This is a genomic window from Sphingosinicella humi, from assembly GCF_003129465.1.
Lineage (GTDB): Bacteria > Pseudomonadota > Alphaproteobacteria > Sphingomonadales > Sphingomonadaceae > Allosphingosinicella > Allosphingosinicella humi.
The window spans coordinates 1345487-1367318 of record NZ_QFFF01000001.1; the positions used below are offsets into that span (position 1 = coordinate 1345487).

A 21832-nucleotide genomic window follows, 5' to 3' on the forward strand; every position below is an offset into this window, starting at 1 on the left:
CACGAAAGGCAAGCCAGTGCTCCAGTCCGTCCGGCCGCTCACCATCCCCGAGGAGGCCAAGCGGCGCCTGAAGATCATGTTCATCGCCAAGCACGCCAAGTGGCCCGGCGGTCTGCATCCCGAGGACGGCAACCACGCCCTCTATCATGTCGAGGTGCGCGAGATACTCCAGGGGCTGGGGCTGAACCTGGTCCTGGCCGATCGCTACGAGGCGCTGTTCGAGAAGCCCGACGTCGACTTCGTATTCCCGCTCTTGAACCGCGGCGGTTTCCTCAACAGCGAGATGATGCTGCCGCTGCTGTGCACGCGTCACGGCATCCCTTTCCTCGGTGCGAGCCCGATCCTGCGCGGCCTCTCCGACGACAAGCATCTCACCAAGCTCGAAGCCGTGGCGCGCGGCGTGCCCACCAGCCCCTGGGCGATCTACCGTCGCGGTGCACCGGTGCGCGAGGCCGATGCGCCGATGGCGGAGCGGATGGTGATCAAGCCCAACGCCTCGTCGGCGAGCTGGGGCGTGATGGATGCCTTCGATTGGGCCGGCGTCGAGCGCGCCATCGCCGAGATCCACAACATGGGCCATGACGCCATCGTCGAGCCCTTCCTCAACGGCAGCGATGTCGAAGTGCCCGTCATCACCGTTGACGGTGAGCCCGTGGTGATGCCGATGATGCTGTTCGAGCAGGCGGATCCGTCGCACCTGCGCACCTATTATGAGAAGCGCGACCTCGTCGATCGCGCCCAGAAATATCAGCTGGTCGAGTTCACCAATGGCGAATGGCAGCCGAAGATCGACGAACTTACCCGCAAGATGGTCGAGGTGTTCCGGCCGTTCGACTATGGCCGCTACGAATTCCGGCTCGATCAGGAGACGGGCGAGGTCAGGATGCTGGAGGTCAACCTCAACTGCAATCTGTGGTCGGAGAAGGTCTATGGCCGCTCCGCCAAGGCCGCCGGCTGGACCCAGGAGCAGCTGATCGAGACCATCCTGTGCGAGAGCCTGAGGCGACACGGTCTTCTGGAAGGTTGAGGTATTTCTGTTCCCCGGCGAAAGCCGGGGTCCGGTTCGATCGCCCCCCTGGACCCCGGCTTTCGCCGGGGAACGCGCAAGGCAGCCATTGAGCGGCGGGCGCTGAGGCGCTATCCCCGCCGCAGCAAGGGAAAAGACATGGCCGAATTCACGCTTCCGAAGAACAGCAAGATCAAGGGCAAGGGGCGCGACCACAAGGCTCCGGCCGGCGCCACGCGCGTGAAGAAGTTCAAGGTCTATCGCTACGACCCCGATACGGGCGAGAATCCGCGCTACGACACGTTCGAGGTGGACCTCGACAGCTGCGGCCCGATGGTCCTCGACGCGCTCATCAAGATCAAGAGCGAGCAGGACCCGACGCTGACCTTCCGCCGCTCCTGCCGCGAAGGCATTTGCGGCTCCTGCTCGATGAACATGGATGGGCGCAACGGCCTCGCCTGCACCACCGCGATCGAGGATGTGAAGGGCGAAGTGCGCATCACGCCGCTGCCGCACATGGACGTGATCAAGGACCTGGTGCCGGATTTCACCCATTTCTACGCCCAATATGCCTCGATCCAGCCCTGGCTGAAGACGGTCAGCCCCGAGCCTTCGGGCAAGGAACGGCTGCAGTCGCCGGAGGACCGGGCCAAGCTCGATGGGCTCTACGAGTGCATCCTTTGTGCCTGCTGCTCGACCAGCTGCCCCAGCTATTGGTGGAACTCGGACAAGTTCCTCGGCCCCGCCATCCTGCTCCAGGCCTATCGCTGGCTCGCCGACAGCCGCGACGAGATGACCGGCGAGCGGCTCGACGAGTTGGAAGACCCGTTCCGCCTCTACCGCTGCCACACCATCATGAACTGCGCCAACGCCTGCCCCAAGGGTTTGAACCCCGCCAAGGCGATCGCGGAGACCAAGAAGATGCTGGTGGAGCGGGCGGTCTAGAGTCACCGTTGCGGATTCGTTCGTCCCGAGCGTAGTCGAGGGGCGTCGGCACGGAGTCATCACATGCGCCCCTCGACTTCGCTCGGGACGAACGATTGTGGGGAGGCCGCATGACCGCCGTTTCCCGCCGCTATGAAGCCCTCCTGGCCTCCGGCGAGCTTCGCCCCGACGAGGACCAGCGCCGGGCCGTCGCCGTGCTCGACCGGGTCGCGGCCGACCTCCAGCGCCAGAGCAAGCCGGGCTTCCTCGCCCGCGTCTTCGGGTCAAAGCCGAACGGACATCGCGGCGTCTATATGTGGGGCGGCGTCGGGCGCGGGAAATCGATGCTGATGGACCTGGCCTTCGAGACGATCGACGTCTCGCCGAAGCGCCGGGTGCATTTTCACGAGTTCATGCTGGAGGTCCACGAACGCCTGCGGGTGGAGCGGGCGAAGCAAGGCGGCGATCCGATCCCACCGGTCGCCGAGGCCATCGCGAGCGAGGCAAGGCTTCTCGCCTTCGACGAGATGGTGATCAACAACAGCGCGGACGCGATGATCCTGTCGCGTCTCTTCTCGAAGCTGCTGGAGGAAGGGGTGACGGTCGTCACCACGTCCAACCGGCCGCCGCGCGACCTCTACAAGCACGGCCTCAATCGCGAGCTTTTCCTCCCCTTCATCGATCTGATCGAAAAGGAGATGGACGTCGTGCCGCTCAACGGCCCGACAGATTATCGGCTGGAGCGGCTGGGAGGCATGCCGACCTGGCATGTGCCGAACGGTCCTCTCGCTACGGTAGCCCTTCGCGATGCCTTCTTCCGCCTGACCGACTTTCCGCCGGAAGACAGGGCGCATGTTCCCTCAGAGGACATTCCGGTCCAGGGCGGCCGCTCTTTGCACGTGCCGAAGAGCCTCAAGGGCGTTGCCGTCTTCTCCTTCAAGCGGCTGTGCCGCGCCGCGCGCGGGGCGCCCGACTATCTCGCCGTCGCTCGCCGCTACCACACGGTGATCGTCGTCGGCATCCCGAGGCTCGGGCCGGAAAACCGCAACGAGGCGGCGCGCTTCGTCACGCTGGTCGACGCGCTCTACGAGCACAAGGTGAAGCTGCTCGCCTCGGCCGACGCGCCTCCGGGGGAGCTTTACACCAAGGGCGACGGCGCCTTCGAGTTCGAGCGCACCGCCTCGCGTCTCGTCGAGATGCAATCCGAGGATTATCTCGCCAAGGGCCACGGCGTGGAGGCGCAGGCCGCCTGAGCGCGCAATCGCGGGAATCACGGTTGCCCCTCATGCGCCTTGGGTCTAAGCGGTCGCCACAATTCTTGCGGCCGCGCGCGGCCGATCCCGCTTGTAGAGAAGAAAGGCTCCCTCCGCATGGCTCGGAAGAAAATAGCGCTGATCGGCGCCGGCATGATCGGCGGCACCCTGGCTCACCTCGCCGCGATCCGCGAAATGGGCGACATCGTCCTGTTCGACGTCGCCGAGGGCATGCCCGAGGGCAAGGCTCTGGACCTCGCCCAGGCGGGTCCGGTCGAGGGCTATGACGCGAAGCTCAAGGGCACCAACGACTATGCGGATATCGCGGACGCGGACGTCTGCATCGTCACCGCCGGCGTCGCCCGCAAGCCCGGCATGAGCCGCGACGACCTGCTCGGCATCAACTTGAAGGTCATGAAGGCGGTCGGCGAGGGCATCAAGACGCACGCCCCGAACAGCTTCGTCATCTGCATCACCAATCCGCTCGATGCGATGGTCTGGGCGCTGCGCGAATTCTCCGGCCTGCCGCACGAACGCGTGGTCGGCATGGCCGGCGTCCTCGATTCGGCCCGCTTCCGCCATTTCCTGGCCGAGGAGTTCGACGTCTCGGTCGAGGACGTCACCGCCTTCGTGCTCGGCGGCCATGGCGACACCATGGTTCCGGTTCCGGCCTATTCGACCGTCGCCGGCATCCCGATCCCGGACCTCATCAAGATGGGCTGGTCCACCCAGGAGAAGATCGACGCGATCGTCCAGCGCACCCGCTCCGGTGGCGGCGAGATCGTCGCGCTGCTGAAGACCGGCTCGGCCTATTACGCCCCCGCCACCAGCGCGATCATGATGGCCGAGAGCTATTTGAAGGACAAAAAGCGTGTGCTTCCGGCCGCCGCCCACCTCACCGGCCAGTACGGCGTCGACGACCTCTATGTCGGCGTGCCGGTGGTGATCGGTGCCAAGGGCGTCGAGCGCATCGTCGAGATCGAACTGGACGAGACCGCCAAGCAGAATTTCGAGGTCTCGGTCGACGCGGTGAAGGAACTGCTCGTCGCCTGCAAGGGTATCGACGAAAGCCTCGCATGAGTCGCCTCCCTCTCCCGGCAGCAGCGCTAATAGCATCTGTCGCACTTGCCGCACCGGCGGGTGCTCTCGCACCTGCTGAACAGCAGGTTGCAGGCGACTATCCTGCGACACAGTTGCTTGCTGCCTTCAGTCAGGCTTGCGGCGCGATACCAAATATCGAAGGCGCTGTGAGCAGCGTGACTAACGCCGGTTGGGTCGCGGCCGACGGCGCCTTGCCCCAAGAGATGATCGAGTTTCTTCAATTTGCAAAAGTTGAAGGCGAGAAGATCGCCCAAGCGCAGGGCGGCAGGTCGAATCAAATGCGCGTCTTTAGAAACGGTGTCGCTGGCGAGGACGTTTATATCGTTCTTTCGGAAGTTTTGATCGGCAATGTCCGGGTGACTGGCTGTAGATTGTTTGATCTTGGCGAAGAGCGGGCGATCACTACCGAAGAGGCTCAGCGGTGGCTGGGCCGGGCGCCGACCAAAACGCAGTCCTATCCGGAAATCCAAGTTTCGGACTGGGAGCCCGGACTCCGTCCGGGACATGATTCCTTTCAGCTCTTCCACGTTCCCCCAGGTAGCCCCGTCACTGCTACGTTGAAGTTCACCGGGGTTGCCCTCAAAGCAGATACTGTAGGACCCGCAAGCGAATGAGCATTCTCGTCGATTCGAACACTAAAGTCATCACGCAGGGCATGACCGGCGAGACCGGCACGTTCCATACGCAGCAGGCGCTGGCTTACGGCACGCAGATGGTCGGCGGCGTGACGCCCGGTAAAGGCGGGCAGACGCATATCGGCCTTCCGGTCTTCAATACGGTCCGCGAGGCGGTCGACCGGACCGGCGCCGATGCGTCGGTCATCTACGTGCCGCCGCCCTTTGCCGCGGATTCGATCCTCGAGGCGATCGATGCCGAGGTGCCGTTGATCGTCGCGATCACCGAAGGCATTCCGGTGCTCGACATGGTGCGGGTGAAGCGTGCGCTTTCGGGCTCCAAGTCGCGGCTCATCGGGCCGAACTGCCCGGGCGTGCTGACGCCGGGCGAGTGCAAGATCGGCATCATGCCCGGCAACATCTTCAAGAAGGGCTCGGTCGGCGTCGTCAGCCGGTCGGGCACGCTCACCTATGAGGCCGTGTTCCAGACGACCAACGAGGGCCTCGGCCAGACGACGGCGGTCGGCATCGGCGGCGATCCGGTGAACGGCACCAACTTCATCGACGTGCTGGAGATGTTCCTGGCCGACGACGAGACCCAGTCGATCATCATGATCGGCGAGATCGGCGGCTCGGCCGAAGAGGAAGCGGCGCAGTTCATCGCCGACGAGGCGAAGCGCGGCCGCAAGAAGCCGATGGTCGGCTTTATTGCCGGCCGCACCGCGCCTCCGGGCCGGCGCATGGGCCATGCCGGCGCGATCGTCTCCGGCGGCAAGGGCGGCGCCGAGGACAAGATCGAGGCGATGGAGCAGGCTGGTATTCGCGTGAGCCCGAGCCCATCTGAGCTCGGTCGCACGCTGGCCGAGCTTTTGAAGAGCTAAGGGGCGGGCAGTTAATCGGCGTCCTTGGGGAGACGCGCGGACTAGGAAAGCGAGTGATCGTGGATAGTTTCGGCGGGATCGAGCCTGAACAGCGCCCGAGCTGGGCGCGTGACAACTGGCCTTTGAGTGAGCTGGACGAGGTCAATGCGGGCCTCGATCCGACCCTGATGGCGATCGAGAAGATCGCGGCGAAGGCGAAGGAGGCGGCGGTCGCCGCCGGACGGTCCGACGCCGAGGTGAAGCAGGCGGCGGACGACTCCATCCGCGCGATGATGCTGATCCGCACCTATCGCGTGCGCGGCCATCTCGCCGCCGATCTCGACCCCCTAGGCCTCGCCCAGCGCGAGCTACCCGCCGACCTTACGCCCGAATATCACGGCTTTTCGGGCGCCGCGCTCGATCGCCCCATCTATCTCGGCGGCACTTTGGGGTTTGAGGAGGCGACGGTCCGCGAGATCGTCGCGGTGCTGCGCCGCAACTATTGCGGCCATCTCGGCCTCGAATATATGCACATCAACGCCACCGAGGAGCGGCGTTTCCTGCAGGAGCGGATGGAGGGCCGCGACGCGGAGATCCACTTCACGCCGGAAGGCAAGCAGGCGATCCTGGCCAAGGTGATCGAGGCGGAGCAGTGGGAGAAGTTCCTCGCCCGCAAATATGTCGGCACCAAGCGCTTCGGCCTCGACGGCGGCGAATCGATGGTGCCCGCGCTCGAGGCGGTGATCAAATATGGCGGCCAGTTCGGCGTCCGCGACATCGTCTTCGGCATGGCTCATCGCGGTCGTCTGAACGTGCTCGCCAACGTCATGGGCAAGCCCTACCGCGCCATCTTCAACGAATTCGCCGGCGGTTCCGCCAATCCGGAGGATGTCGGCGGGTCGGGCGACGTCAAGTATCACCTCGGCACCTCGTCGGACCGGGAGTTCGACGGCATTTCCGTCCATCTCTCGCTGGTCGCCAATCCGAGCCATTTGGAGGCGGTCGATCCGGTCGTCCTCGGCAAGGTCCGCGCCCAGCAGACCCAGGTCGGCGACATCAACGGCAACCAGGTCCTGCCCGTGCTCCTGCACGGCGACGCGGCCTTCGCCGGCCAGGGCATTGTCGCCGAATGCTTCGGCTTTTCAGACCTTCCGGGCTACGATACCGGGGGTTGCATCCATTTCATCATCAACAACCAGGTCGGCTTCACCACTTCGCCTCAGTTCGGCCGGTCGTCGCCTTATCCATCCGACGTCGCCAAGGGCGTCCAAGCGCCGATCCTGCACGTCAACGGCGACGATCCCGAGGCGGTGACCTTCGCCTGCAAGCTCGCCATCGATTATCGCCAGACGTTCAAGCGCGACATCGTCATCGATATGTGGTGCTACCGCCGCTTCGGCCACAACGAGGGCGACGAGCCGAGCTTCACCCAGCCGCAAATGTATGCCGAGATCCGCAAGCATCCGCCGGTCTCGGCCCTCTACGGCGCGCGCCTGATCCAGGAAGGCGTCGTCGACCAGGCCTGGATCGACGCCGACGTCGAGCGCTTCACCCATCTGATGGAGGAAGAGTTCGAGGCGGCGAAATCCTATCTGCCCAACAAGGCGGACTGGTTCGCCGGCCGCTGGACCGGCCTCGGCAAGCCGGCCTCGCCCGAGACCGAGCGCCGCAACGTCCACACTGCCGTCGGCGAGGACAAGCTCCGCGCGATCGGCGAGACGCTGACCACCGTCCCCGACAATGTCGACGCCCACAAGACTCTGCTCCGCATCCTCGACGCCAAGCGCGCCATGTTCGACACGGGCGAGGGCTTCGACTGGGCGACCGCGGAAGCGCTCGCCTTCGGCACCTTGGTCGACGAGGGCTATAGCGTGCGTCTCTCCGGCCAGGACAGCGGCCGCGGCACGTTCAGCCAGCGCCACGCGGTCTGGGTCGACCAGAAGAGCGGCGTCAAATACATCCCGCTCACCAAGATTCCGGGTGGGGCGCGCTTCGAGGTCAGGGATTCGCCGCTCAGCGAATATGGCGTGCTCGGCTTCGAATATGGCTATTCGCTCGCCGATCCCAAGACGCTGGTGCTCTGGGAAGCCCAGTTCGGCGACTTCGCCAACGGCGCCCAGGTGATGATCGATCAGTTCATCGCCGCCGGCGAGGCCAAGTGGCTGCGGGCCAGCGGGCTCGTGATGCTGCTCCCCCACGGCTATGAGGGCCAGGGGCCGGAGCACAGCTCGGCGCGGCCGGAGCGGTTCCTGCAGCTTTGCGCGCAGGACAATATGCAGGTTGCCAACTGCACCACGCCGGCCAACTACTTCCACCTGCTGCGCCGGCAGATGCTGCGCGATTTCCGCAAGCCGTTGGTGATCATGACGCCGAAGTCGCTGCTCCGGCACAAGATGGCGGTGTCGAGCCTTGCCGACTTTGCCGGCGACAGCCACTTCCGGCGCATCCTCTCCGATCCCTCCGCTCCGGCGGACAAGGACGTGAAGCGCCTCGTGCTGTGCACCGGCAAGGTCGCCTACGACCTGATGGAGGCGCGCGACAAGGCCGGCGACAAGAACACGGCGATCGTGCGGACCGAGCAGCTCTATCCCTTCCCGTCGGAGCCGCTCACCGAGCGCCTGAAGAGGATGACCAATGTCGAAACGGTCGTCTGGGCGCAGGAGGAGCCGAAGAACAACGGCTACTGGTTCTTCGTCGAGCCGATTATCGAGCGGTGCCTCGTCGAAGCGGGCGTGAAGCCGCAGCGCCCGGTTTATGCCGGCCGCGCGGCGTCCGCTTCGCCGGCCACGGGCCTCGCCAAGCGACATGCGGCGGAACAGGCGACCTTGATCGCGGAAGCGCTGGGCCATAGCAGCGACGCCGAACCGCGGCGCAAGGCGAGCTGAACGAGAGGAAGAAAATGGCTACCGACGTAGTTGTCCCCACGCTGGGCGAATCCATCACCGAAGCGACTCTCGGTCAGTGGCTGAAGAAGCCGGGCGATCCGGTGCAGGCCGACGAACCCGTTGCGAGCCTGGAGACCGACAAGGTGGCGGTCGAGGTTCCCTCGCCCGTGGCCGGGACGATGGGCGAGCAGGTGGTGGCCGAAGGCGATACCGTAGAGGTCGGCGCGCTGATCGCCCGTATCGAAGAGGGCGCGGGCGCTCCGGCGAAGGCAGCCGCCGAAACGGCGGGCGCGGTCAACCCCGCGGGCCCCGGCGAAACGCCCATGCCGAAGGAGGACGAGGCTGCGCCCCATGCCGAGGAGGCGGGCGAGGCCGGGCCGCTGACCCTCTCGCCGGCGGTGCGCCGCGTCGTTCTGGAGCACGGCCTCGACCCCTCCAAGATCAAGGGCACGGGCAAGGACGGCCGCCTCACCAAGGACGATGTCCTCGCCGCCGCCAAGGCGGAGAAGGCCGAAGCCGCGGCGCCGGCCCCAGCTCCGCAGCAGCAGGCTCGGCCAGCCGCGACGGGCGAGCGCCGCGAGGAGCGGGTGCGGATGACGCGCCTCCGCCAGACCATCGCCAAGCGCCTCAAGGAAGCCCAGGACACGGCGGCGCTCCTCACCACCTTCAACGACGTCGACATGACGGCCGTCATGGAGGCGCGGAGCCGCTACAAGGATCTGTTCGAGAAGAAGCACGGCATCCGCCTCGGCTTCATGGGCTTCTTCGTGAAGGCGGCCTGCCTGGCGCTGAAGGACATCCCGTCGGTCAACGCCTCGATCGAAGGCGACGAGATCGTCTATCGCGACTATGTCGACGTCTCGATCGCCGTCTCCGCCCCGAACGGGCTGGTCGTGCCGGTCCTGCGCGACGCCCAGGCGCTGTCCTTCGCCGCGATCGAGAAGACGATCGCCGATTTCGGCAAGCGCGCCAAGGACGGCACGCTCACTTTGGAGGACATGAAGGGCGGCACCTTCACCATCTCCAATGGCGGCGTGTTCGGCTCACTGCTCTCCACCCCCATCATCAACCCGCCCCAGTCGGCGGTGCTCGGCATGCACCGGATCGAGGAGCGGCCGGTGGTCGTGGACGGACAGATCGTCGCCCGCCCGATGATGTATCTCGCGCTGAGCTACGATCACCGTCTGATCGACGGCCGCGAGGCGGTCACCTTCCTGGTGCGGATGAAGGAAGCCTTGGAAGACCCGACGCGGCTTCTGATCGATCTTTAGACGAGATTTTCGAGAACCCGTTCGGGCTGAGCCTGTCGAAGCCCTCTCTCCCCTTGGGAGGCGGTTGAAAGGAAAGCCCTTCGACAGGCTCAGGGTGAACGGAGTTTGGGAATGGCTGAATTCGACTTTGACGTTCTGGTGATCGGCGCCGGCCCCGGCGGCTATGTCGCGGCGATTCGCGCCGCGCAGCTCGGCCTCAAGACCGCGTGCGCCGAGAGCCGCGAGACCTTGGGCGGCACCTGCCTCAACGTCGGCTGCATTCCGTCAAAGGCGCTTCTTCATGCTTCCGAGCTCTATGAGGAAGCGGCGCACGGCACCCTCGCCAAATGGGGCGTGAAGACCGGCGGGGTCGAGCTCGACCTCGACGCCATGCACGGCACGCGCCTCGAAGCGATCAAGGGCCTGACCGGCGGCATCGAGTTCCTGTTCAAGAAGAACAAAGTCGAATGGTTGAAGGGCCACGCCGCCTTCACCGGCAAGGACAGCGTGAAAGTCGGCGATCGCGAGGTGCGCGCGAAGAACATCGTCATCGCCACCGGCTCGTCGGTGACGCCGCTCCCGGGCGTCGAGATCGACCATGACGCGATCGTCGATTCGACCAGCGCGCTGGAGCTGAAGAAGGTGCCCGGCCACATGGTCGTGATCGGCGGGGGCGTCATCGGGCTGGAGCTCGGTTCGGTCTGGCGGCGTCTCGGCGCTAAGGTCACCGTCGTCGAGTTCCTCGACCAGATCCTGCCCGGCATGGACGGGGAAGTCCGCAAGGAAGCGGCCAGGATCTTCAAGAAGCAGGGCTTCGACATCAAGACCGGCACCAAGGTCACCAAGGCGGAGCGCAAGGGCGATGGCGTGGTGCTGACGGTCGAGCCGGCGAAGGGCGGCGAGGCCACGACGATCGAGGCCGACACCGTGCTCGTCTCGATCGGCCGCCGCCCCAACACCGACGGGCTGGCGCTCGATAAAGCGGGCCTACAGACGAACAATCGCGGCCAGGTCGAGATCGACCATGATTTCCGCACTAAGGTGCCGGGCATCTGGGCGATCGGCGACGTCGCGCCCGGCCCGATGCTCGCCCACAAGGCCGAGGATGAAGGCATCGCCGTCGCGGAGAATATCGCGGGCCTCACCGGCATCGTGAACCACGACGTGATCCCCAGCGTCGTCTATACGATGCCCGAAATCGCCGGCGTCGGCCTCACCGAAGAGGAGGCGAAGGAGCGGGGCGAGGTGAACGTCGGCAAGTTCCCGATGATGGCGAACAGCCGCGCCAAGACCAATCGCGAGCCCGACGGCTTCGTGAAGGTCGTCGCCGATGCGAAGACCGACCGCGTGCTCGGCGTCCACATCGTCGCCTCGGTCGCGGGCACCATGATCGCCCAGGCTGCCCAGGCGATGGAATTCGGCGCCACGTCCGAGGACATTGCCTACACCTGCCACGCCCATCCGACCCACTCGGAAGCGGTCAAGGAAGCGGCGATGGCCGTCACCGGCAAGCCGATCCACATCTGACGCACGGAACAGGCATTTGCATCGCCCGTTGAGAGGCCGAAACGGTTTCCCGACGAGGCGACTATGATGAAGATTGCCCCCGCTGCCGCCGCCGCCGCGGCGCTCCTGCTCTCGGCCTGCGGCCCGAAGGCACTGACCCTGCCCGAGCAGCCTGTCGACCGCGCCGCGACCTGCGGGGTGGTCGCTGCCACCGAGGCGCGGGCGGCGACGCCCGATATCCAACAGCCGCTGCCCTTCACCGCGCAGCTCGGCATTCTCCATTATGCCCTGCTTGCGGGGTCCGAGGGTGACGAGTTCTCGGCGGAGACGGCGACAGCGGTCAATCGGCGCATGTCCGACCTCCAGGAGAATATCACCGGCGGCGAATGGCAGCCGCTGGTTTCCGCCTGCGCCGCCGCCTTCCCGGCTACCCAGCGGACCGAGGTGGCGCTGCCTTCCGACAATTTCGAGGCTCAGCTGGTCTGCGACGAGCTTGGGGATTTCATCGCCACCGCGCTGATGAGCCAGGAGGCGGATTATGCGACGCAGCTCGGCGATTATCGCGACATGGCGCGCAATCTCGACGAGTCTCTGGGTACCAGCATGCCCGCGCGCATCGGCTCGGGCCTTGCCGCGCAGCAGAAGGCGCGGCGGGCGGCGCTGGCCGAGGCGGCGAAGCTGGGTCAGCCCGTCGCGGTGATGCGGCAATGCGTCGAACGCTTCGGCTGACCTCTCTGCGCGGGCGGAAGCGGGCATGAACGAGACCGTCGCCGCCGTCGGGCCGTGGCTCCAATATCTAGACCATGCCGGCATCGCCGTGTTCGCTCTGTCCGGCGCCCTCGTCGCGGCGGCGAAGCGCCAGACGCTGGTGACCTTCATCTTTTTTGCGGTCATCACCGGCGTCGGCGGCGGCACCGTTCGCGATCTCCTGATCGGCGCCCCGGTCTTCTGGATCGAGACCAACCTCTTCCTCTTCCTCTGCGTCGCCGCCGGCTTCATCGTCTGGTTCCTTCCGGCCCGGATTTGGCAGGGCAGCGCGCTCCTCTGGCTCGATGCCTTCGGTCTCGCCGCCTACGCGACCTTCGGCGCGGCCAAGGGGCTGGCCTATGGCGTCGCCCCGCTCCCGGCCCTCGGCATGGGCGTGCTCACCGCCTGCCTCGGCGGGATCATTCGCGACGTGCTGAGCGGCGAGCCTTCGATCCTGATGCGGCCCGAGCTTTACGTCACCGCCGCCGCCCTGTCGGCGGCGCTGATGGTGGGGCTGCTGCTGCTGGGCCTCCCCGGGCCGATCGCCGGCGCCATCGCCGCCCTCGCCGGATTCGCGCTCCGCGGCGCGGCGATTCGGAAAGGCTGGTCGTTGCCGGCTTACGGCCGATAACGCTTCATCCGGCGATGAGCCCGGCCAGCCAGGCGCCGAGCGTCGCTTTCTCACGCGCGGGCAGCGGCAGCGCGCTCGAAGGGCATTGGAGGCAGCGGGCCTGGATGGCCGGGCCGGAGAGTATCTGCCGCGCGTCGAAGAGCGCGCGCATCGTCAGCCGCTCTGGTCCAAGTGCGAGGCGGCTGAAGAGGTCGCGCGAGCTGCCCTCGATCTCACCGCTGCCGGTCAGGCTGCTGAGCAGCATCTCGATGAAGCCGGGCTCCTTTTCGAGCCATACCGCCTCCGCCTGATCCGGATCGAGCTGGGCGCGCCGGGCCGCTTCGGCCAGGGCGTCTTCCAGCGATCCGAAGCCGTCGACCAGGCCCAGCTGCCGGGCCGTGCCGCCGTCCCAGACGCGGCCCTGGGCGACCTGGTCGACCCGTTCGACGGGCATGTGCCGGGCCTCGGCGACGAGGCCGATGAAGCGACGATAGGTGTTCTCGACGCTGAGCTGGATCAGCCGGTCCACATTGTCGGAGGGGCCCCGCAGGAAATCGGGCTCCCCGGTGAGCGGAGTCGTGCGGACGCCGTCGACGCCGAGCCCCAGCTTCTCAAGGCTGCCCTCGAAGCTCGGCAGGATGCCGAAGACGCCGATCGAGCCGGTGACCGTCTCCGGCTGGGCCATAATGTGATCGGCTGCCGTCGCCACCCAATAGCCGCCGCTGGCCGCCACCGACCCCATCGAGGCCACTACCGGCAGCCCGCGCGCCTTGGCGTCCAGCACCGCCTGGCGGATCCGCTCCGACGCCAGGGTCGATCCCCCTGGCGAGTCGATGCGAATGACCAGCGCCTTCAAATTCTTCTCGCTCAGCCCCTTGTGGATATTCTCCGTCACCGTCTCGGCGCCGGCTGTGCCGAGCGAGGCGGATCCGTCGACGATGCTTCCCGCGACCGTGACGACGCCGATGCGACCCGCGGGATTGCTGGCGGGATTGGCCCCTATCCAGGCCTCGTATTTGATCGCCTTGAAACTGCCGGGCACGTCCTCCTTGTCGGCGCCGACGAGCTCCACCATCCGTTTCCCGAAGGCGGTTCGGTCGCCGATCTTGTCGACCAGCCCAGCGGCCAGGGCGGCGCGGGCCATGTCGCCGTTGGTGGCCGCGATCCGCTCGACCGGCGCATTCACATAATCGCCGAGCTTCGCCTTCGGCCTCGCCCGCCGCACATCGTCGCGCCAATTTTCCCAGAGCGCGCCCGCGAGCGCTTCATTCGCCTCGCGCGCCTCGGGGGACATGTCGGTGCGCGTGAAGGGCTCGACCGCGGCCTTGTAGCTGCCCGCCTTGTAGACGTTGGCGGTGACCCCGAGCTTGTCGAGCAGTCCCTTGTAATAGAGGGTCGAGCCGCCCGGCCCGGTGATCAGCACGCCGCCAAGGGGATGAAGCCAGACTTCCGAGGCGTGGGCGGCGAGTTGGTACGCATCGTCGCTATAGCCGGTGGCGTAGGCGATCACCGGCTTGTTGGCCCGACGCACCGTGTCGATCGCTTCGCCCACGCGGGAGATCGCTGCCTGGCCACCACCGAGGAAGATGTCGAGATCGAGAGCCACCGCCTTCACCCGATCGTCCTCGGCGGCGGTTTCCAGCGCATGGACCAGGTCGCGAAGACGATATTCGCGGACGACCGCGGCGCCCGAAAGCATTTCGAACGGGTCGGCTTCCGCCGGCTGTTCCACGATCGCGCCGCCGATGTCGAGCAGCAGCGCGCCCCTGTCGGCGCTGCCGGCATAGGGATTGGCGGAGAGAAGGGCATAGAGGAAGCCGAAGAACAGCAGCAGGACGATCAGGACCAGCCCGTCCTTCACGCCGACCAGAAGCCGCCAGACCTTGCCCAAGAAGCGCATGCTTACTCCCGATTCAGCCTCGCCCTCGCGCTAGTCCACTCGCGCCAGCGTGTAAATGCGGCGCCCCGGGGACGCCCGCTCGCATGGCGGGAAAAAAGCTTCAAGAGAGGCTTGACCGCGGATGAACGGTGCCTACATCCGCGCCATTGGCACTCACGATCCGAGAGTGCTAACAGGGTTCAACAGCAGCGATCGGCCCACCATCCAAGCGTGCGGTCGACGCCATTTCAGAGAAAGGTGACGCATGAACTTTCGTCCGCTCCATGATCGGGTGCTCGTGCGCCGCGTAGAGGCCGAGGAAAAGACGGCCGGCGGCATCATCATCCCCGATACCGCCAAGGAAAAGCCCCAGGAAGGCGAAGTGGTCGCCGCCGGCGCCGGCGCGAAGGCCGAGGACGGCAAGATCACGCCGCTCGACGTCAAGGCCGGGGATCGCATCCTGTTCGGCAAATGGTCGGGCACCGAGGTCCGCGTCAACGGCGAGGACCTGCTGATCATGAAGGAATCCGACATTCTCGGGATCATCGGCTGATTTCACTCGCCTGTTCCCCGGCCCAGACCGGGGCCAGATATTCTTGTTTGGCTGGACCCCGGCTTTCGCCGGGGCGCAATAAAAGGAACTAAGCAACATGGCAGCGAAAGACGTACGCTTTTCGCGTGACGCCCGCGAGCGCATCCTCAAGGGCGTGGACATCCTCGCCGACGCGGTGAAGGTCACCCTCGGCCCCAAGGGCCGCAACGTCGTGCTCGACAAGAGCTTCGGCGCCCCCCGCATCACCAAGGACGGCGTCACCGTCGCCAAGGAAATCGAGCTTAAGGACAAGTTCGAGAATATGGGCGCGCAGATGATCCGCGAGGTCGCGTCCAAGACCAACGACCTCGCCGGCGACGGCACCACCACCGCTACCGTGCTCGCCCAGGCGATCGTCCGCGAGGGCATGAAGTCGGTCTCGGCAGGCATGAACCCGATGGATCTGAAGCGCGGCATCGACCTCGCCGTCACCAAGGTCGTCGAGGACCTCCAGTCGCGCTCGAAGAACGTTTCGGGCTCGAACGAGATCGCCCAGGTCGGCATCATCTCGGCCAACGGCGACACGGTCGTCGGCGAGAAGATCGCCGAGGCGATGGAGAAGGTCGGCAAGGAAGGCGTGATCACCGTCGAAGAGGCCAAGGGCCTCGAGTTCGAGCTCGACGTCGTCGAAGGCATGCAGTTCGACCGCGGTTATCTCTCGCCCTACTTCATCACCAACCCGGAGAAGATGCAGGTCGAGCTTCAGGATCCCTACATCCTGATCCACGAGAAGAAGCTCAGCAACCTGCAGGCGATGCTTCCGATCCTCGAAGCCGTGGTGCAGAGCGGCCGTCCGCTCCTCATCATCGCCGAGGACATCGAGGGCGAGGCCCTGGCCACGCTCGTCGTCAACAAGCTGCGCGGCGGCCTCAAGGTCGCGGCCGTCAAGGCGCCCGGCTTCGGCGATCGCCGCAAGGCGATGCTCGAGGACATCGCGATCCTGACCAAGGGCGAGATGATCTCCGAGGATCTCGGCATCAAGCTCGAGAACGTCACCATCGGCATGCTCGGCCAGGCCAAGCGCGTCACCATCGACAAGGACAACACGACCATCGTCGACGGTGCCGGCGAAGCCGACGCCATCAAGGGCCGCGTCGAGGCGATCCGCCAGCAGATCGAGAACACCACCAGCGACTATGACCGCGAGAAGCTCCAGGAGCGTCTGGCCAAGCTCGCCGGCGGCGTCGCGGTGATCAAGGTCGGCGGTGCGTCCGAGGTCGAGGTGAAGGAGCGCAAGGACCGTGTCGATGACGCCCTCCACGCGACCCGCGCCGCGGTCGAGGAAGGCATCGTCCCCGGTGGCGGCACCGCGCTGCTCTATGCGACCAGGGTGCTCGAGGGCCTCAAGGGCGTCAACGACGACCAGACCCGCGGCATCGACATCGTTCGCCGCGCGCTGCAGGCTCCGGTGCGCCAGATCGCCGAGAATGCCGGCCATGACGGCGCCGTCGTCGCGGGCAAGCTGGCCGATGGCAATGACGACAAGTTCGGCTTCAACGCCCAGACCGAAGTCTACGAGAACCTGGTCCAGGCCGGCGTGATCGATCCGACCAAGGTCGTTCGTACCGCGCTCCAGGACGCCGCGTCGGTTGCCGGCCTGCTCATCACCACCGAAGCGGCGGTGAGCGAGTTGCCCGAGGACAAGCCGGCCATGCCGATGGGCGGTGGCGGAATGGGCGGCATGGGCGGCATGGACTTCTAACGAGACGGACTCGTCGAAGTCCGGCTGGCGGGGCGGCGACGCGAAACGTCGCCGAACCCGTCCCACGCCAGCACGGGCTTTGCCCGTGCGAGCCAGACACGAAGAAGGGCCGGGGAGTCGCCTCCCCGGCCCTTTCTGTTTCGGCTCGCCTCGCCCCTTAAGAAGCGTTGGCGTCGCCGCTGACCAGCACGTCGCCTGTCGCTGCCGGCCCGGCGTCGTTGTCCAGCCCGGTCTCGTCCGGCGGCGCGAGGCCGCCCGGAGCGGCGTCGAGCATCTCGGCCGCTTCGTTGAGCTGCTGCGATTCCTCCGCCGTAAGCCCGCCCGCGTCCTCTTTCTCTCCGCACGCGGCGAGCAGCGCCAGCGCAGCAAGCCCGATCACGATCTTCATTCGACCCTCCCTGATTGCAGCAGGAAGACTAGGCCGACCGCGGGCAAAAGAAAGGGGCCGCGTGCCCACTGGCTCGCGACCCCCTTCATATCGTCTCGAGAGAGCTTACTGAGCAGCGTTCTCTTCGACGGCCTCGGCGGCGTTCTCGACAGCCTCACCGGCGTTCTCGACGCCAGCAGCGGCGTTGTCGAGCGCAGCGTCGGCGGCGTTCATCGCGTCGGTGGCGGCGGCGTTGACGTCGGTCAGGGCCTCGTCGGTCGTCGCGTCCATCTCGGTCACGGCGGCGTTGGTGTCGTTGGCGACTTCGTCCTGGGCCGGCTCAGAGCAGGCGGCGAGGCCGAGCGTGGCAACGGCAGCGATCGTCAGAGCAATTTTGTTCACGGGCACTTTCCCTCCCATTTGGAGCAACTGTTACGCTGGGCGAGGCGTTGAAAGGACCATCCTCCCTACGATCCAGCGGTGGCGCGGTGTAGTAGAGGCACAGCAGTATGTCTACCGTTTTAGTTGTTATTCCCCTCCGCTCACCGCGTCATCCCTAAGCACATTATCGGGAAGTCTGTCCAGTAAAGCCGTTTCGGGGCCGGAAGGGGAGGGCTCTTGCGGAGCCGTCGGATCAGGCTCCAGCCTATCCTCCGGGTCGGCGGGCTCGATCGCGATCGGATCCTCAAGTGCTTCGTCGAGCAGCTGATTTTCTTCTTCGGGGGTCAGCGTCGCCGCGCCGGCTTCCTCGTCGCGGATCGCCGCCGAGCGGCGCTGAAAATAAGCCGAGCGGGCGGCCGCATAGGGATCGGCGCTGCTGTCCAACAATTCCTCGGCACCGCTTTCGATCAGCTGGGATCGGCCATTCAGGACTCGGGTGCCGGTGACCGCATATTCCTGAGTCGCGGTGAGCTCTTCGTTGATGACGATTCGCGCCGGATCCGCGACGAACTCCACCGCGGTTCCCACGGCGTCGCGCACCGTCGAAGGCCCCAACAAGGGGAGCACGAGATAGGGACTTTCCTTAGCGCCGGCGACGGCAAGGGTCTGGCCAAAATCCTCATCGGTCGGTGGCAGGCCGAGATCGGTGGCGTGGTCGGCGAGGCCGCCGACGCCGATCGTCGAGTTGACGAGGAAGCGGCCGAGCGAGTTGAAGGCGCGGTCCGGCTTTCCCTGGAGCAGGTTGTTGATGAAGTTGAACGGCTCGGACAGGTTGGCCAGTATTCCCCTGATGCCGCGCCGCGCCGGCACCGGCGTCACCGTGCGATAGACGGTCGTCGCCGGCTTGATCGCGACGGTGTCGATCGCCTGGTTGAACTCCCAGACGCCGCGGTTGAAGCCTTCATAGGGGTCGTTCTCGGCCATCGCGCCGCCCGAGCCGGAGGTCGCGCAACCGCCCAACATCGCGGCGAGGAGAAGTAGCAGGCTCAAGCGCATATCGGCCCCTCTCAATATCGCCCGCCCCTGCTCACGGGTGCCACAGCGGCCATGGCACGGCAAGGGGACAACTGCCTTGACCCTGATATAAAGATATCTTTATATCCTTATCTCATGTCCTGGGTGCCCGAAATCTTCCGCTCGCTTGCCGATCCGACGCGACTGCGGATCGTGCTCCTGCTGCGCGCCATGGAATTGTCGGTCGGCGAGCTGGCGCAGGTGCTGGGGCAGAGCCAGCCGCGAGTCTCCCGGCATGTGAAGATCCTCATCGATGCCGGACTTGCCGAACGCCGCAAGGAGGGGAGCTGGGTGTTCCTCAGTCTCGGTCCGCCCGAGCGCGTCGAGCCGCTGTTCCACTTGCTTGACAGCTGGGCGGCCGTCGAGGGCGAGGATCCGTGGGCGGTGGCCGATCGGGCCCGTCTGGCCGCGGTCAAAGCCGATCGCGCCGCCGCGGCGGAACGCTATTTCGCGCAGCATGCCTCGGAGTGGGACGAGCTTCGCTCGCTCCATATCGCCGAGAGCGAGGTGGAGGCGGCGATCGCGCGCGCCCTCGGCGCCAATGAGGAGGGAGGGCGGCCGGTCGGCCGCCTCGTCGACATCGGCACCGGCACCGGCCGCATGATCGAGCTGTTCGGCCCCGCCGCCAACAGCGCGCTCGGCATCGACCGCTCGCCCGAGATGCTGCGTCTCGCCCGCGTCAAGCTGACCGAGGCGGGTATCCCGGCGACCGAGCTTCGCCAGGGCGACATGTACGCGCTGCCGCTGCCGTCCGAGAGCGCCGACACCGTCATCATCCATCAGGTGCTGCACTACGCCCAGCAGCCGGCCGCCGCCATCGCCGAGGCGACCCGGTTGCTCGCGCCAGGCGGCCGCCTGCTCATCATCGATTTCGCCCCGCATGAGCGGGAGGAGCTGCGCATCCGCGATGCCCATGCCCGACTCGGCTTTGCCGATGAGGCGGTGCTCAAATGGATGAGTGCGACAGGCCTCAAGGGCCGAGTCGTCGAGCATCTGCGAGGCGGCGAGCTCACCGTCACCATCTGGGAAGGCGAGCTTTCCGAAGCGCGGCTGAAGGTGGTCGCATGAGCAGCCTCGCGCCCGCGTCCGGCCAGAGGAACAGGCCGCTGTTCGCGGACGTGGCCGGCGACATCGCCGTCTCCTTCGAATTCTTCCCGCCCAAGACGGAGAAGATGGAGCAGACGCTGTGGGAGTCGGTGAAGACGCTGGAGCCGCTCGGTCCGCGCTTCGTCTCCGTCACCTATGGCGCCGGCGGCTCGACCCGCGAGCGCACCCACGCCACCGTCGAGCGGATCGCGCGCGAAACCTCGCTCCAGGCCGCCGCGCATCTGACCTGCGTCGAGGCGAGCCGCGCCGAGATCGACGAGGTGGCCCGCTCCTATTGGGCGGCCGGCATTCGCCACGTTGTCGCCTTGCGCGGCGATCCGCCGGAGCCGGGCACGCCTTTCAAACCGCACCCGGACGGCTATGCCAATGCCGTCGCGCTGGTGAAGGGCCTCAAGGCCATCGCGCCCTTTGAAATCTCGGTTGCCGCCTATCCCGAATGCCATCCCGAATCGCGCAACAAGGCGGCCGATCTCGACAATCTCTGGCGCAAGATCGACGCCGGCGCCGACCGGGCGATCACCCAGTTCTTCTTCTCGCCCGAATGCTTCTTCCGTTTCCGCGACCAGGCGGCGGCGATGGGCATCGACGCCGAGATCGTGCCCGGCATCCTTCCGGTCTCCAACGTCGCCCAGACCCGCAAGTTCGCCGGCCAGTGCGGCGCCACCATCCCCACCTGGATGGACCGGCTGTTCGAGGGGCTCGACAATCTCCCCGCCGCCCGCCAGCTCGTCGCCGCCACCGTCGCGGCCGAGCTTTGCGGCCAGCTCTATGCCGGCGGCGTCCGCCATTTTCACTTCTACACCCTCAATCGGGCCGAGCTCTCCTACGCCATCTGCCACTTGCTGGGGCTGCGCCCTAGAGCCGACCGGCAGGAACAAGCGGCGTGATCGACATTCCACAAGGTCGTTCGTCGGCACGAACGGAGTTTTCTAAATGACCGCTGCTCAACAGCTTAGAGACGAAGCCGCGCGACGCATTCTCGTCAAGGACGGCGCTTTCGGCACCGAGGTGCAGGCGCGCCGCTTGAAGGAAGCGGATTATCGCGGCGATCGCGACCTCGCTCGCGACCAGAAGGGCAATAACGACCTTCTCAGCCTCACCCGGCCGGCGCTGATCGCCGAAATCGTCGAGAGCTTCGCCGCGGCCGGCGCCGATATCCTCGCCACCAACACCTTTAACGCCAACCGGATCAGCCAGGCCGACTATGGCGCCGAGGCGCTGGTCCGGGAGATGAATGTCGCCGCCGCGCGGATCGTCTGCGAAGCGGCCGATCGCCACGCGCAGAAGGACGGCCGCAAGCGCTTCGTCGCCGCCGCGGTCGGGCCGACGAACAAGACCCTGTCGCTGTCTCCGAACGTCAACGATCCCGGCTATCGCGAGATCGATTTCGACGCGCTCAGCGACGTCTATGTCGAGCAGATCGAGGCGCTGGTCGAAGGCGGCGCGGAGATCGTGCTGATCGAGACGGTGTTCGACACGCTGAACGCCAAGGCGGCGATCCATGCCGCCCGCCGCGTCGGTCGCGAGCTGCCGATCATGCTCTCGATGACCATCACCGACCTTAGCGGGCGCAACCTTTCCGGACATTCGATCGAGGCCTTCTGGGCTTCCATCCGCCACGCGCGGCCGCTGTCGGTCGGTCTCAACTGCTCGTTCGGCGCCGCCCAGCTCCGCGCCCATGTCGCGACCCTTGCCGCCACCGCCGACACGCTGATCATGGCCTATCCCAACGCCGGTCTCCCCAACGAGCTCGGCGAATATGACGAATGTCCCCAAACCACCTCGACCCAGGTGGGCGAGTGGGCGCGCGACGGCCTGGTCAACATCGTCGGCGGCTGCTGCGGCACCACCCCGGCCCATATCCGCGCCATCGCCGAGCGGGTCCACGGCCTTCCGCCGCGCCAGCTGCCAAAACCCCAGCAGCGCACCCGCCTCGCCGGCATCGAGCCGATGATCCTCGCCGCGTAGAAAATC

The 21832-nt window shown here is 66.3% G+C and carries 20 protein-coding genes; 16 read left to right on the forward strand and 4 right to left on the reverse strand.

All coding sequences use genetic code 11. The features are described 5' to 3' along the window. The first annotated feature begins 16 nt into the window (after positions 1–16). The 11 genes from DF286_RS06620 to DF286_RS06670 all read left to right on the forward strand — a co-directional run bounded on the left by DF286_RS06620 (position 17) and on the right by DF286_RS06670 (position 12777). Complete coding sequence (locus DF286_RS06620; protein ID WP_243444748.1) at positions 17–1027, forward strand: D-alanine--D-alanine ligase family protein; 1011 nt, start codon at positions 17–19, stop codon at positions 1025–1027. A gap of 138 nt (positions 1028–1165) precedes the next feature. Then, complete coding sequence (locus tag DF286_RS06625; protein ID WP_109270713.1) at positions 1166–1951, forward strand: succinate dehydrogenase iron-sulfur subunit; 786 nt, start codon at positions 1166–1168, stop codon at positions 1949–1951. Positions 1952–2061: 110 nt separating this feature from the next. Continuing rightward, positions 2062–3183 (forward strand): cell division protein ZapE, encoded by a 1122-nt coding sequence (gene zapE, locus DF286_RS06630; RefSeq protein WP_109270714.1) that lies wholly within the window; start codon positions 2062–2064, stop codon positions 3181–3183. Between the two features lie 117 nt (positions 3184–3300). Further along, positions 3301–4263, forward strand: coding sequence for a malate dehydrogenase (gene mdh, locus DF286_RS06635; protein WP_109270715.1), 963 nt, complete (start codon positions 3301–3303; stop codon positions 4261–4263). Then, positions 4260–4898, forward strand: coding sequence for a hypothetical protein (locus tag DF286_RS06640; protein WP_146193576.1), 639 nt, complete (start codon positions 4260–4262; stop codon positions 4896–4898). The genes mdh and DF286_RS06640 overlap by 4 nt, the downstream gene beginning before the upstream one ends. Next, positions 4895–5779, forward strand: coding sequence for a succinate--CoA ligase subunit alpha (gene sucD, locus DF286_RS06645; protein ID WP_109270717.1), 885 nt, complete (start codon positions 4895–4897; stop codon positions 5777–5779). Before DF286_RS06640 ends, sucD begins: the two co-directional genes overlap by 4 nt. A gap of 53 nt (positions 5780–5832) precedes the next feature. Then, positions 5833–8643 carry a 2-oxoglutarate dehydrogenase E1 component gene (locus tag DF286_RS06650; RefSeq protein ID WP_424141239.1) on the forward strand — a complete coding sequence of 937 codons (2811 nt, stop codon included), beginning with the start codon at positions 5833–5835 and terminating at the stop codon, positions 8641–8643. 14 nt (positions 8644–8657) lie between these two features. Further along, positions 8658–9914: a 2-oxoglutarate dehydrogenase complex dihydrolipoyllysine-residue succinyltransferase gene (odhB, locus tag DF286_RS06655; RefSeq protein WP_109270718.1), complete on the forward strand. Its 1257-nt coding sequence runs from the start codon at positions 8658–8660 to the stop codon at positions 9912–9914. 111 nt (positions 9915–10025) lie between these two features. Next, positions 10026–11420, forward strand: a complete 1395-nt coding sequence (lpdA, locus tag DF286_RS06660) for a dihydrolipoyl dehydrogenase (protein ID WP_109270719.1) — start codon at positions 10026–10028, stop codon at positions 11418–11420. Between the two features lie 63 nt (positions 11421–11483). Beyond that, the gene (locus DF286_RS06665) at positions 11484–12128 is read left to right on the forward strand and encodes a hypothetical protein (protein WP_243444749.1); all 645 of its coding nucleotides are present in this window, start codon (positions 11484–11486) and stop codon (positions 12126–12128) included. 25 nt (positions 12129–12153) lie between these two features. Then, the gene (locus tag DF286_RS06670; protein WP_109270720.1) at positions 12154–12777 is read left to right on the forward strand and encodes a trimeric intracellular cation channel family protein; all 624 of its coding nucleotides are present in this window, start codon (positions 12154–12156) and stop codon (positions 12775–12777) included. 4 nt (positions 12778–12781) lie between these two features. On the opposite strand, the gene sppA is transcribed toward DF286_RS06670, so the two are convergent. After that, positions 12782–14656, reverse strand: a complete 1875-nt coding sequence (gene sppA / locus DF286_RS06675) for a signal peptide peptidase SppA (RefSeq protein WP_109270721.1) — start codon at positions 14654–14656, stop codon at positions 12782–12784. A 244-nt stretch (positions 14657–14900) separates the two neighbouring features. On the opposite strand from sppA, the gene groES reads away from it, so the two are divergent. After that, on the forward strand, positions 14901–15188 hold the full coding sequence (gene groES, locus DF286_RS06680; protein WP_109270722.1) for a co-chaperone GroES: 288 nt from the start codon (positions 14901–14903) through the stop codon (positions 15186–15188). 97 nt (positions 15189–15285) lie between these two features. After that, positions 15286–16929 (forward strand): chaperonin GroEL, encoded by a 1644-nt coding sequence (gene groL, locus DF286_RS06685; RefSeq protein ID WP_109270723.1) that lies wholly within the window; start codon positions 15286–15288, stop codon positions 16927–16929. A gap of 157 nt (positions 16930–17086) precedes the next feature. Here the strand turns inward: groL and DF286_RS06690 are convergent, their stop codons facing one another. The 3 genes from DF286_RS06690 to DF286_RS06700 all read right to left on the reverse strand — a co-directional run bounded on the left by DF286_RS06690 (position 17087) and on the right by DF286_RS06700 (position 18733). Then, a complete protein-coding gene (locus tag DF286_RS06690; RefSeq protein ID WP_109270724.1) occupies positions 17087–17317 on the reverse strand; it encodes a hypothetical protein in 231 nt (76 codons plus the stop codon). A 105-nt stretch (positions 17318–17422) separates the two neighbouring features. Next, a complete protein-coding gene (locus DF286_RS06695; RefSeq protein WP_109270725.1) occupies positions 17423–17698 on the reverse strand; it encodes a hypothetical protein in 276 nt (91 codons plus the stop codon). Between the two features lie 126 nt (positions 17699–17824). After that, positions 17825–18733, reverse strand: a complete 909-nt coding sequence (locus DF286_RS06700) for an MlaA family lipoprotein (protein WP_109270726.1) — start codon at positions 18731–18733, stop codon at positions 17825–17827. A 114-nt stretch (positions 18734–18847) separates the two neighbouring features. On the opposite strand from DF286_RS06700, the gene DF286_RS06705 reads away from it, so the two are divergent. The 3 genes from DF286_RS06705 to DF286_RS06715 are packed head-to-tail and all read left to right on the forward strand — an operon-like array spanning position 18848 to position 21826. Then, positions 18848–19819 carry an ArsR/SmtB family transcription factor gene (locus tag DF286_RS06705; RefSeq protein WP_109270727.1) on the forward strand — a complete coding sequence of 324 codons (972 nt, stop codon included), beginning with the start codon at positions 18848–18850 and terminating at the stop codon, positions 19817–19819. Further along, complete coding sequence (gene metF, locus DF286_RS06710) at positions 19816–20745, forward strand: methylenetetrahydrofolate reductase (RefSeq protein ID WP_109270728.1); 930 nt, start codon at positions 19816–19818, stop codon at positions 20743–20745. Before DF286_RS06705 ends, metF begins: the two co-directional genes overlap by 4 nt. A gap of 46 nt (positions 20746–20791) precedes the next feature. Then, positions 20792–21826, forward strand: a complete 1035-nt coding sequence (locus tag DF286_RS06715) for a homocysteine S-methyltransferase family protein (protein ID WP_109270729.1) — start codon at positions 20792–20794, stop codon at positions 21824–21826. Positions 21827–21832 lie beyond the last annotated feature (6 nt).